The organism is Kitasatospora sp. NPDC059722, from assembly GCF_042733235.1.
GTDB lineage: Bacteria > Actinomycetota > Actinomycetes > Streptomycetales > Streptomycetaceae > Kitasatospora.
The window spans coordinates 12711-23793 of the sequence record NZ_JBHWGD010000100.1; the positions used below are offsets into that span (position 1 = coordinate 12711).

Genomic DNA, 11083 nt, shown 5'->3' on the forward strand with positions numbered 1-11083 from the left:
GCTCCCTCTTTCTTCAAGCCGTACTCGTATATCCATATATCGGTTTTGGTGGGGGGTTCGTTTTTGTTTATCCGGCCCCGGCGGGGGGGGGGGGGGGCCACCCCCGTACCCGCCGCCCCGGCCACTTTCTGCCACCCTTAGAAGCACCAGTTCCAGGAGTCACGATGCTCCGTTCCGCCCTCCTCGCGGCCTCCCGGTCGCCGCAGGTCCGGACCGTGGTCGAGAAGTTCCCGCCGACCCACGCGATAGTCGAGCGCTTCGTCGCCGGCGAGGTCCTCGACGACGCCGTCACCGCCTGCGACGACCTCGTCGCCACCGGCCGCAAGGTCACCCTGGACCACCTCGGCGAGGACACCCAGGACGCCGCCCAGGCCGCCGGCACCGCCGAGGCGTACGAGCACCTGCTCAAGGCGCTCAAGGAGACCGGCCTCGCGGCCGGCGCCGAGGTGTCCGTCAAGCTGTCGGCCGTCGGCCAGTTCCTGCCGGTGGACGGCGAGAAGATCGCGCTGGAGAACGCCCGCCGCATCTGCGAGGCCGCCGCCGACGCGGGCACCACGGTGACCCTCGACATGGAGGACCACACCACCACCGACTCCACCCTCGCCATCGCGCGCGAGCTGCGGGCCGACTACCCGTGGCTGGGCGTCGTGCTCCAGGCCTACCTGCGCCGCACCGAGGCCGACTGCCGCGAGTTCTCCGGCGCCGGCTCCCGCGTGCGCCTGTGCAAGGGCGCCTACAAGGAGCCCGAGTCGGTCGCCTTCCAGGGCAAGCACGAGGTCGACCTCGCGTACGTCCGGGCCCTCAAGGTCCTGATGGCGGGCGAGGGTTACCCGATGATCGCCTCGCACGACCCGAACATGATCAAGATCGCCGGGCAGCTGGCCCAGTGGAACGGCCGCAACCGCGACTCGTTCGAGTACCAGATGCTCTACGGCATCCGCCCGGAGGAGCAGCTGCGCCTCGCCGGCGAGGGCAACACCATGCGGGTGTACCTCCCGTACGGCCAGGAGTGGTACGGCTACTTCATGCGCCGCCTCGCCGAGCGCCCGGCCAACCTGACCTTCTTCCTCCGCGCCATGGCCACCCGCAGCTGACGCTGCGGCCCCGGTGCCGAACGGCTCGCACCCCCTTTGTGGGAGGGGATGCGAGCCGTTTCGCGTTCCGCGTGTTCCCGGCGGTTTCGGGCGTTCACGGGGGTGGGTCCCGGTCTAGGATCGGGGGTGGGGAACTGGGGCCGTAGTGGGAGGAGTTGGGGATGCTGAAGGAGTTCGAAGGGCTGTCGACGCCGTTGGTGGCGGATGCCTGTGTGCGGCTCGGGGTGGGGGTGCGGGCGGCGCCGGTGGGGGTTGCGGGGGTCGGGGCGGGGGTCCGGGTCGCCGGGCGGGTGCTGCCGGTGCGGCACTACGGGAGCGTGGACGTGTTCCTGGAGGCGTACGGGGCCGCGCGGGACGGGGACGTCCTCGTGATCGACAACGGCGGGCGGACGGACGAGGCCTGCATCGGGGACCTCGCCGTGCTGGAGGCGATGGCGGCCGGGGTCGCCGGGATCGTCGTGTGGGGGCTGCACCGGGACACGCCCGAGCTGGTGGAGATCGGGCTGCCGGTGTTCAGCTACGGCGCCCTGCCGCTCGGGCCCCTGCGGCTGGCCGAGCGGGAGCCGGAGGCGCTGGTCACGGCGCGGTTCGGGCCGCACCTGGTGGACGCCGGGGACGTGGTCCTCGCCGACGCGGACGGCGTGCTGTTCGTCCCGGGCGACCGGATCGACGAGGTGCTCGCGACGGCCGCGGACATCGCCCGCACCGAGCGCGCCCAGGCCGGGCGGATCCGCTCCGGCGACACGCTCCGCCGGCAGACCGCCTTCGACGAGTACCTGGAGCGGCGCGCCGCCGACCCGGCGTACAGCTTCCGGCAGCACCTGCGCCGGGTGGGCGGGGCCATCGAGGAGTAGCCGCCCTCAGAGCGGGCGGTGCATCACGTGGAGGCCGACGTATCCCTCGGTGGGGTGGCGGAAGGCCTCGGGGACGGTGCCGACGACGCTGAAGCCCAGCGATTCGTAGAGCTTCACCGCGTGGTGGTTGTTCGCCACCACCGCGTTGAACTGCATGGCGCGGTAGCCCTGTCGGCGGGCCCAGTCGAGGGTGTGCTCGACCAGGGCCCGCCCGATGCCCCGCCCGTGGTGGGCCGGGTCCACCATGTAGCTGGCGCTGGCCACGTGCGAGCCGTTGCCCGGGCGGTTGCGGCACATGTTCGCGGTGCCGACGACCGTGCCCGCGTCGTCCACCGCGACCACCGTGCGGTTCGGTGCGGGCAGCAGCCACCACTCGCGCCCGAGCTCGGAGGAGAGGTCCGGCGGGTACGGGAACGTCTCGCCCGCGGCGACGATCGCGTGGAAGAACGGCCAGATGGCCGGCCAGTCCTCGGCGGTGGCTTCTCTGATCTGCATGCGGACAGGATGGCCCCGGGCCGGCGGACCGGCCACCGGTTTTCCGGTGGGCGAGCGGGGCTCAGAGGAGCGCGGCGGACGGCTCGATCATCGCGCGGGCGGTCTTGGCGTCCACGTACTCGCCGAGCGCCGTCATCTCCCACTCGCCGGTGCGCTGGCGGACCAGCTTGCACATCACCACTCCGGTGCGCGGCTCCGAGTGGGTCAGGTCGAAGCGGACCAGCTCCTGTCCGCTGCCGGCGTCCAGCAGGCGGCAGTAGGCGTTCTGCACCTCGGTGAAGCGCTGCCCGGAGAAGGAGTTGACGACGAAGACCAGGCCGGTGACCTCGGCGGGCAGGCCCTCCAGGTGGACGGTGATCGACTCGTCGTCGCCGGTGCCCTCGCCGGTGAGGTTGTCGCCGGAGTGGGCGATCGCGCCGTTGAAGACGGTGAGCTTCATGAACCAGGCCGTCTCCAGCTTGCGGCGCCTGGCGTCGAAGGCGATGCAGGAGGCGTCGAGGTCGATGCTGCGGCCGCGGCCGGCGGGCTCCCAGCCGAGGGCCATCCGGACCGAGGAGAGGAACGGGCGGCCGTTCTTGACCAGGGACACCGAGCTGCCCTTGACCAGGTTGACCCGGCCCTTGTCGAGGGTGACCTTCGGGCGGGTGGCCGCGGCCGGTGCCGGCGGTGCGGCGGGCGGCGGGGAGGTCGGCATCGGGGGCGCGGCGGTGCGGGCGATGCGCGGGTCGAGGGGCGGTGCGGTCGGTGCGGGCGGCGGGGCGGACGGCATCGGGGGCGCGACGGAGACCGGAGGGGTCGCCGGGGCCACCGGGGTGTCGTCGACGGTGACGCCGAAGTCGGTGGCGATGCCCGCGAGTCCGTTGGCGTACCCCTGGCCGACCGCCCGCACCTTCCACGCGCCGTTGCGCAGGTAGACCTCCACCACGATGAGCGCGGTCTCCCGGCCGAGCGGCGGCGGGGTGAAGGAGACCAGCACCTGGCCGGTGTCGGCGTCGCGGACGGTCGCGGTCGGCTCCATCCCGGCGAACGTGCTCTCCTGGTCGGCCGGACTGGCCGTCACGACCACCTTGGTGATCCCGGCCGGGACGGCCCGGGTGTCCACCGTGATCGCGTCCGGCGCGCCCGCGCCGGCCGGGCGGTGGCTGACGCCGGGGCCGTGCGGCGCGTTGAAGAACACGAAGTCGGCGTCCGAACGCACCTTCCCGGCGTCGGTCAGCAGCAGGCCGGAGACGTCCAGCGCCTTGGGTGCGGTGACCTCGACGGTCACGCGCGCGGCGGACAGCGGTGCGTTTCCGCCGGGGGTCAGGACGGTGGACACGGACTCCTCCTCGGGTACGGGTCGGCGGCCGCACGGGGCCCGGTCGGGCCGCCGGGCCGGGTGCTGCCCACAGTAACGAACGTGGCCGCGGAGATGAGCCCGGGTCGCCGGAGGGACCGGCGGGGCCCGGCCGGGCGTCAGTGGTGGACGGGCGGGGTCTTCGACCGGGCCTCCGGCGAGGCTTCCGGCGGGGTCTTCGACGGGGCTTCCGGCGGGGCGGGCTGCCGGCCCGCTTGCGGTGCCGCCTCGGTGAAGGTGCCCAGGGCGGAGACGGCCCGGGGGTCGGTGATGCCGAAGGCGGCGGCGTTCCAGCCCTCCGCCGCGGCGCCCTTGCGCGGGGCCGTCGCGGTCGGGCGGGTGCCGCGGACGCCGAACGTGTAGTGCCCGGGGCCGACGTCGGTACCGGCCGGCGTGGTGAACCGGTAGACCAGGGCGCCCCGTTCCTGCTGGGCGGTGACCACGGCACCGGGCAGGTCCGTCCACGCGGTGCCGCTGCCCGGGGCCAACTCGCCCGGGGCGAGCCGGAACTCGGTCTGGAGGGCGGTGACGGGCTCGGTGACGCTGAGGCCGAGCACGTGCCGCGTGCCGTCGCGGCCGAGCGGGGAGACCTGGGCGACGCCGCTCAGGGGCTGCTCGGCCCCGGGAGTGACGTCGGTGGTCGCGCCGGTGTCGGGGACGCCGGTGGCGGCAGGGGTGTTCGGGGTGATGTCGGATCCCGGGACGGCCGGGACCACCGAAGGGACGGTCGGGAGCCGCGGCGTGAACGACGGGGTGCCGGACGGGAGGCTCGCGCTCGGGGACGGCGACGGCTGTCCGGACGGCTGTGCCGACGACGGGGTGGGCGTCATCTGCGGGGACGTCTGCGGAGACGTGGACGCCGGTCCGGACGGCGCCGCCGGCCCGTGCCCCGCGGTGGCCCCGCGGCCCTGGGCGGACGGATCGTCGGTGGACGCGAGCCCGGTGTGTCCGCCCTCGGACGCGGCGGCCGTCGGCTCGGGCGTGCCCGGTCGGTGCGTGGAGGGAGCGGATGTCGACGAGCCGGGGTGCGGTCGCGCGGGCCGGGAGGCGGACGGCCGTCCGCTGGGCTCGGGCGCTGCCGGGGGGTGCTCGGCGGCGGCCTCGGCCTGCTCGGTGCCGCTCCCGCTCGGGGTCGGCGGCGGCGTGGTGCCGACCCGGGCGACGCCGGCCCGCCGGCCGACGCCCTGCTGCTCGTGCAGGAGCAGGGTGGTGGCGATGCTGATGCCGACGACCGTGGACATCGCCATCGCGGCGCCGGAGAACCGCAGGGTGGGCAGCCGGAACCGGCCGCCGAACGGGCGCGGCCGACCGTGCCGGCCGTGTGGCGCGGCCTCGTGCCGCACGTCCGGTACCGCGTCCTCGCGCACAGCCACCGGACCCCTCCCTCCCCGAAGTCGCCGTCGCAGTCGCCGCATTCTCCCACGGTCCGTGGCGCGGGGTCCGTTCCGGGAGGGGGTGAGCGTACCAGCGGGCGGCCACGTCGTGGACGGATTCCATCCACTTCGTGGACATCCGTTCATCGCAAGGAAGTTGACGGATCGTCCGACAAAATTGAGTAAGGACCGTCCGTCCGGGACGGGGGTGATTGCAACCTCCTTGCAACCCTTGCCCGCCCGGCCCGCGGTGGCGCAGTCTGAGAGCATCCCACGCCGTCCCGGAGAGACCGTCATGCCGCCCGACCCGCTGTCCGCAGCCTCCAGTGCACCCCTCGCCGCCACCCCCACGGGCGACGATGGGGAAGGCTCCACCGCCGCTCCGGCGGCGGTGGAGGAGGTGCTGACGCTGCGGATCGCTCTGGGCGAGGAGGTCGTCGGCGAGGTCCGCACCCGGTTCCGCTTCGAAGCCGCCCGTCCGTACGAGGTGCTGCTGACCTTCCACCTGGGCCGGCCGGACGAGGCCGACTGGGTCTTCTCGCGCGAACTCCTGCGCGACGGCCTGCGCATGCTGAGCGGCCAGGGCGACGTCAAACTGTGGCCGGCGTACTGCCCGTGCCACGGCTCGACGTTGCACCTCGCGCTCGAATCCCCGCACGGCAGCGCCCTGCTGGAGGTCTCCAAGCCCCGCGTGCAGGCCTGGCTCGACCGGACCTACGCGCTGGTCTCCGAGGAGGCCGAGCGCGCCTGCGGCCCGACCGACGCCCAGCTGGCCGCGCTGCTCGGGGGCGGCTGAGGGGCGCTCACGCGGGCGCGCGGGTCGGACATACGGGGTTCGGGGACCGCCGCGCCCGGCAGGCGTACCGTTCCGGCGGCCAGTGCCGTCCGCAGCCGGCGCACGGCCGGGGCCGACGACGACGGCAGCAGGTCGTACGGATCGTCCGGGCCCAGCACCGTGACCAGCACCGACTCCGCGAACCGGTACGGCCGGTGGGCCAGCAGGCCGCCCAGGTAGCGGCGCAGCCGGGACAGCTCGGCGCGGACGGTGACCGTCCTGGCCGGATCCCCGAACAGCGCGTCGGCGAGCTGCGCGGCGGTGCTGCCGTCGCGTCCGGTGGCCAGCAGGAGCAGCAGTTCGGCGTGGCGCGGGCTGAGCGCGTGCGACCAGCCGCCGGCCGCGCCCTGCACCGAGAGCTCCGGCCGGTCCGCGCGCCGCAGGTCCAGGCGCAGCCGCGCCCCCTCCGGCTGTTCGGCGGCGAGGGTGCCGTCCCCGTCCGACGGCCGGACCGGCCGCACCAGCCAGCCGTCGGCCAGCGGTTCGAGGACGCACTCGCCGAGCCCGGGCACCCACTGGACGGCCGCGGCGCCCCAGCTCTCCGCGGGCAGGCGCAGCCGGCCGAGCGGAGGGAGCCCGGCCGAGGCGGCGGTCCATCCGGCGGCGTCCACCACGAGCGCGGGGCCGGCCACCCGGGCGAGCAGTGGGGCGGCCATCGTGCGCAGCTGGTGGAGCGACTCCAGCCGGTGGGCGCGCAGTTCGGTCTCGGCGAGGCGCGCTGCCGTGGTGGTGAGCTGGAGCAGGTACGGGCGCACGCTGTGGGCGGGGCCGCTGAGGTTGACCGCGCCGATGAGCTGTCCGGTGCCGGGGTCGTGGACGGGCGCGGCGACGCACGTCCAGGAGTGGTGGCTGCGCAGGTAGTGCTCGGCGGAGTGGACCTGCATCGGGCGCTGGGTGCGCAGCGCCGCCGCGATCCCGTTGGTGCCGACGCTCTCCTCGATCCAGCGGGCGCCGATCAGGAAGCCGATCCGGTCGGCGCTGCGGCGCAGGCCCCGCTCGCCCTCCTGCCACAGGACGTGGCCCTCGGCGTCGGCGATCGCGAGGATCAGCGGCGCCTGGTCCACGGGCTGGATGAGGGTTTCGCGGAGCACGGGCATGACGGCTTCCAGGCCGCTCGCCCGTCGGCGCAGTTCGACCTCGGCCGGGCCGAGGTGGATGGCGGCGGCGCCGGAGTCGGGGTCGAGACCGAGGCGGCGCAGGCGCTCCCAGGAGTCGCCGATCTCGGGGCGGGGTTCCGGCAGGCCCTGGCCGTCGCCGGTGGTGCCGGCGCCGGCGGGCTGCTGGGTGTTCTCGCGGGCGGCTTCCCGGGCGGCGGCGTCGGCGAGGGTGCGGTCGTGGACCTTGGCCAGTTCGGCCGCGGTCGGCGGGGTTCGACGTTCCGGTCGTCGGGTCTGCCGTCCGGTCTGACGCACTCGGGTTGCTCCTCGCCGCCGATCGAGGGCGCGTCGGGGTCGATGCGCTGACGAAAGCGTAAGGGGGAGGCGGGGGTCTGGGGACGGGGTCGGGGAAGTCGGTGTGCGGAGGTGGTGGGGGTTTCTTCCGCGGGCGCTGGCGGCTGCGCCCGCCGCGGCCGTCAGCGCTCCACGCGTCCGTCGTTGTGCTGGGCGGCCTCCACCGTGTGGTGCAGGTCGGCGGTCGCCTCCATGGTGGCCGCCGTGCTCAGTGCCAGGCAGGCGGCCAGGGCCAGGGCCACCGGGCGCAGGCGGGTGCCCGTCGGGGTCGGGCGGGGTTGCAGGAGGGCGGCCACCCGCCGCGGGACGGGGCCGGTGTGGGCCGCGGCCGCCAGCTTGGGGCGGGCGGGCGACGGGGCCCGGTTGGCGGCCAGGGCGGCGCGGCCCACCGCGCGGGCGGTCACGGTGCGGTCGCCCACCCGGGCCGCCGCCACCTCGTCGGCCCAGCGCTCCAGGTGGTAGCCGAGGGGCGCGCGCAGTTGCCGGAGCGCCGGGTGGATGTCGGCGGCGTGTTCGGCCAGGGCGAGGAAGAGGTGGTGGCGGCCGGTGAGGTGGGCCCGCTCGTGGGCGAGCAGGGCCGCCCGCTCGGGGCCGCTGAGGGCCCGCAGCATGCCGGCGGTGACGACGATCCGGCCGGGTTCGCCGCGGTGCAGCCGGCCCGGGAGGGCGAAGGCGTCGGCGCGTTCGTCGTCGAGGACGGTGAGCCGGTGGTCGGGCGGGGTGAGCAGGTCCCGCGGGGTCCGGCGCGCGTCCTCGACGGGCAGGGCGGCCCGGGCGGTGCGCAGGTCGCGGTGGTGGCGGCGGGCGGTCCGGACGGCGAGGGCGGTCAGCGCGGCCAGGGCGAGTGCGGCGACGGCCGCCGCGAGGGGTGCGCCGGGCGCGGCGGCGGTGAGCCAGGGCAGGGACAGGTGGCCGAGGGCGGCGACCGGCGGCAGCTGGAGCAGTCCGGCGGCGGCGAGCAGGCCGAGCGAGCACAGGGTGCCGCCGGCCAGGACGGCGGCCGAGCCGGCGAGCGTCCAGGCGGCGGCCCGGGGGGACAGCGCGTCGGCGAGGCGGCGGGCCAGCGGGGCGGCGAGGAAGGGCAGCAGGAGGGGCGCCCAGACGGCGATCATCACGCGGTGCCGTCGCCCAGGAGTGCGCGGAGGAGCTGCTCGTCCTCGGCGGAGAGGTCGGACACGAAGCGCGCGAGCACGGTGGAGCGGTCGGCCTCGCGGCCGAGCTCGGTGTGCATGCGGCGGGCGGCGAGGCCCGCGGTGTCCTGGACGGTCGGGGTGTAGGCGTAGGCGCGGCCGGCCCGGGTCCGTTCGACGGTGCCCTTGTCGTGCAGGCGGGCGAGGATCGTCGCGATCGTGGTGCGGGCGAGGTCCCCGCCGAGCGCCGCCTGGACGTCCTGCGGCGTCATCGGGTGCCGTGCGGACCAGAGGGCGGTCAGCACCTCGGCCTCCAGCTCCCCGGCGGGCCGGCGGGCGGACGGTACGTCGGACATGGCGGCGCTTCCTCCAGTTATCGTCTACAGTCATGTAGACCGTCTACGTCACTGTAGACGGTCCGGGCGTTCCACCGCCCTCCAACGTACGGGAGGTCCGCCAGCCTTGCTCCAGTTCCCCCTCGATCCGGCCGTCCACCTCGCGGTGAACCCGCTGGACGCCTCCTCGCTGCTCGCCGCCTTCGGCGCGCTCGGCATCGCCGTGGTGCTCTTCGCCGAGACCGGCCTGCTGGTGGGCTTCTTCCTGCCCGGCGACTCGCTGCTGTTCACCGCCGGGCTGCTCTGCGTGCCCGGCGCCACCAAGGGCCCGCAGCTGGAGCTGTGGCAGGTCCTCCCGGCGGCCCTGGTCGGCGCGCTGGCGGGCGCCCAGGTCGGCTACGTCATCGGCAGGCGGGGCGGGCGGGCGCTGCTGCGCCGCAGCAAGCGCAAGAGCCTGCAGGAGGGCGTCGAGCGGGCCGAGGAACTGCTGGCCAAGTACGGCCACGGCAAGGCGATCGTCCTGGCGCGGTTCATCCCCGTCGTCCGAACGGTGCTCAATCCGATGTGCGGCGTGCTCGAAGTGCCGGTCCGCTCGTTCACCTTCTGGCAGGTCGCGGGCGGTGTGCTGTGGACGGTGGGCGTGGTGCTGGCCGGCTACGGGCTGGGATCGTCGATCCCCAGCATCGACCGATATCTGCTACCGATCATCGGTCTGGTAGTAGTTGTCTCCGTGCTCCCCATTGTTCTCGAAGTGTTCCGCGCCCGTAAGGCGCGCCGTCACGGAGGTGACGCGTGATGTCCTCCCGGGCTCTCGCCGTGTTCGACGGCAGTGGCATCTCCGGCGGCCTCTACACCCAGGTCAACGGCTGGTCCAAGGCCGCGCCGGTGTGGCTGGACGACGTGATCAAGGTCTGGTCGGCCATCGGCCTCGGCCTGTTCGCACTGTTCATGCTCCACGCGTGGTGGCGGGCGCGCGGCGCCGACTCGGTCCTGATGGCCCGGGTGCTGGCGACGCCGGTGATCGTGGTCGTCGCGTACGTCGCGAACTCCGTGCTGAAGGGCATGGTCGAGGAGGTCCGGCCGTGTGCGCAGATCCGGGGGAGCGTCCCCCTGGAGACCTGCCCCGGTACCGGTGACTGGTCCTTCCCCAGCAACCACACCGTGATCGCCTTCGCCGCCGCCACCGCGCTGTTCTTCGTCGACCGCCGCCTCGGCGCGATCGCCGGGATCTTCGCCATCCTGATGGGCGCCTCCCGGGTGTGGGTCGGCGTGCACTACCCGCACGACGTCGCGGTCGGCATGCTGGTCGGCATCGTCGTCGCGGCGCTCCTGGCGCCGATCGCCGGGCGCTGCGGACCCCTGGTGGACCGGATGCGGGGCGGGGCACTGCGCCCGCTGCTCGGTCCGGGCGCGCTGTCGCGGTACTGATTCCGTCCCCCGCCTTGTTCGGGCGGGGCGGCGGGTAGAGCATGTGAGCCGGGCGTGGAGCCCCGTCGCGACGGGGAACCCGCCCGGCTCTGTCGTGCCAGCGGAGGGAGCGTCCGTGCCGTACCGACTCGACATCACCCAGGGGGACTGGCCCGGGGACCTCCTGCACAAGGGCGTCGAAGGCCTGCTCGCCGAGGCCATGGTGCTCACCCTCGCGACGGCGGGGCATGAGCACGGGCCGCACGCCAACCTCGCGTTCTTCGCCCACGACGACGACCTCGTCCTGTACTTCGTCAGCGAGCGCTCCACCCGGCACAGCCGCCACCTCGCCGAGGAGGCCCGCGCCGCCGCCACCGTCTTCCTGCCGCCGCCCGTCTTCGGCGAACAGCTGCGCGGCCTCCAGCTCACGGGCAGCGCCGGCGAGGCCTGGGGCCACCAGGCGGAGGCCGCCCTGGCCGCCTACCGGGCCCGCTACCCGTCCTTCGCCCAGGACGACGAGCTCCGCCGCCAGTACCTCGCCGGCGCCGGCGCGGCGGCCCTGTACCGCTTCGAGGTGGACGAGCTCACGGCGGTGGACGAGCCCAACTTCGGGCGCCGCAACTACCTGCGGGCCCGCGTGGTGCGGAGCTGAGAAACGGCCGCGGGGGCGGCGGGCGCGGAGAGCACGCCCGCCCCCCCCCCCCGCCCGCCCCACACCCCCGCACACAACGCCCACCACAAGCTGATGAAAGACACCCACACCCCCAAATAAC

Annotated in this window: 12 protein-coding genes; 6 read left to right on the plus strand and 6 right to left on the minus strand. The window is 74.8% G+C overall.

Annotated elements, in window-relative coordinates:
• Positions 1 to 164: 164 nt before the first annotated feature.
• Both ACFV4F_RS36605 and ACFV4F_RS36610 read left to right on the plus strand, forming a co-directional pair.
• Positions 165 to 1094 (plus strand): proline dehydrogenase family protein, encoded by a 930-nt coding sequence (locus tag ACFV4F_RS36605; RefSeq protein ID WP_380447199.1) that lies wholly within the window; start codon positions 165 to 167, stop codon positions 1092 to 1094.
• Positions 1095 to 1255: 161 nt separating this feature from the next.
• Positions 1256 to 1948: an RraA family protein gene (locus ACFV4F_RS36610; RefSeq protein WP_380509283.1), complete on the plus strand. Its 693-nt coding sequence runs from the start codon at positions 1256 to 1258 to the stop codon at positions 1946 to 1948.
• A gap of 6 nt (positions 1949 to 1954) precedes the next feature.
• Here the strand turns inward: ACFV4F_RS36610 and ACFV4F_RS36615 are convergent, their stop codons facing one another.
• From ACFV4F_RS36615 to ACFV4F_RS36625, 3 genes are all read right to left on the minus strand, one after another.
• Complete coding sequence (locus ACFV4F_RS36615; RefSeq protein ID WP_380447195.1) at positions 1955 to 2443, minus strand: GNAT family N-acetyltransferase; 489 nt, start codon at positions 2441 to 2443, stop codon at positions 1955 to 1957.
• A 61-nt stretch (positions 2444 to 2504) separates the two neighbouring features.
• Entirely contained in the window at positions 2505 to 3761 is a 1257-nt protein-coding gene (locus ACFV4F_RS36620; RefSeq protein ID WP_380509286.1) for a TerD family protein, read from the minus strand.
• A gap of 137 nt (positions 3762 to 3898) precedes the next feature.
• Entirely contained in the window at positions 3899 to 5152 is a 1254-nt protein-coding gene (locus ACFV4F_RS36625) for a hypothetical protein (protein WP_380509289.1), read from the minus strand.
• Between the two features lie 295 nt (positions 5153 to 5447).
• Between ACFV4F_RS36625 and ACFV4F_RS36630 the strand changes: the two genes are divergently transcribed.
• Entirely contained in the window at positions 5448 to 5948 is a 501-nt protein-coding gene (locus ACFV4F_RS36630) for an SsgA family sporulation/cell division regulator (protein WP_380447190.1), read from the plus strand.
• Here the strand turns inward: ACFV4F_RS36630 and ACFV4F_RS36635 are convergent.
• The 3 genes from ACFV4F_RS36635 to ACFV4F_RS36645 form a co-directional block, all read right to left on the minus strand.
• Positions 5867 to 7399, minus strand: a complete 1533-nt coding sequence (locus ACFV4F_RS36635) for a GAF domain-containing protein (protein WP_380509292.1) — start codon at positions 7397 to 7399, stop codon at positions 5867 to 5869. The two genes, ACFV4F_RS36630 and ACFV4F_RS36635, sit on opposite strands and share 82 nt — an antisense overlap.
• A 161-nt stretch (positions 7400 to 7560) precedes the next feature.
• The gene (locus tag ACFV4F_RS36640) at positions 7561 to 8550 is read right to left on the minus strand and encodes a M56 family metallopeptidase (RefSeq protein WP_380447186.1); all 990 of its coding nucleotides are present in this window, start codon (positions 8548 to 8550) and stop codon (positions 7561 to 7563) included.
• Complete coding sequence (locus tag ACFV4F_RS36645; protein WP_380447184.1) at positions 8550 to 8924, minus strand: BlaI/MecI/CopY family transcriptional regulator; 375 nt, start codon at positions 8922 to 8924, stop codon at positions 8550 to 8552. Before ACFV4F_RS36645 ends, ACFV4F_RS36640 begins: the two co-directional genes overlap by 1 nt.
• 106 nt (positions 8925 to 9030) lie before the next feature.
• On the opposite strand from ACFV4F_RS36645, the gene ACFV4F_RS36650 reads away from it, so the two are divergent.
• From ACFV4F_RS36650 to ACFV4F_RS36660, 3 genes are all read left to right on the plus strand, one after another.
• Positions 9031 to 9699: a DedA family protein gene (locus ACFV4F_RS36650; protein ID WP_380447182.1), complete on the plus strand. Its 669-nt coding sequence runs from the start codon at positions 9031 to 9033 to the stop codon at positions 9697 to 9699.
• Entirely contained in the window at positions 9699 to 10331 is a 633-nt protein-coding gene (locus tag ACFV4F_RS36655; protein WP_380509295.1) for a phosphatase PAP2 family protein, read from the plus strand. Before ACFV4F_RS36650 ends, ACFV4F_RS36655 begins: the two co-directional genes overlap by 1 nt.
• Positions 10332 to 10446: 115 nt before the next feature.
• A complete protein-coding gene (locus ACFV4F_RS36660; protein ID WP_380447178.1) occupies positions 10447 to 10962 on the plus strand; it encodes a pyridoxamine 5'-phosphate oxidase family protein in 516 nt (171 codons plus the stop codon).
• Positions 10963 to 11083: the final 121 nt, after the last annotated feature.

Bases quoted from the DNA above. Each gene is read 5' to 3' on its own strand.
- ACFV4F_RS36605 (WP_380447199.1), top strand. From the start codon at position 165: ATGCTCCGTTCCGCCCTCCTCGCGGCCTCCCGGTCGCCGCAGGTCCGG.
- ACFV4F_RS36610 (WP_380509283.1), top strand. From the start codon at position 1,256: ATGCTGAAGGAGTTCGAAGGGCTGTCGACGCCGTTGGTGGCGGATGCC.
- ACFV4F_RS36615 (WP_380447195.1), bottom strand. From the start codon at position 2,443: ATGCAGATCAGAGAAGCCACCGCCGAGGACTGGCCGGCCATCTGGCCG.
- ACFV4F_RS36630 (WP_380447190.1), top strand. From the start codon at position 5,448: ATGCCGCCCGACCCGCTGTCCGCAGCCTCCAGTGCACCCCTCGCCGCC.
- ACFV4F_RS36640 (WP_380447186.1), bottom strand. From the start codon at position 8,550: ATGATCGCCGTCTGGGCGCCCCTCCTGCTGCCCTTCCTCGCCGCCCCG.
- ACFV4F_RS36645 (WP_380447184.1), bottom strand. From the start codon at position 8,924: ATGTCCGACGTACCGTCCGCCCGCCGGCCCGCCGGGGAGCTGGAGGCC.
- ACFV4F_RS36655 (WP_380509295.1), top strand. From the start codon at position 9,699: ATGTCCTCCCGGGCTCTCGCCGTGTTCGACGGCAGTGGCATCTCCGGC.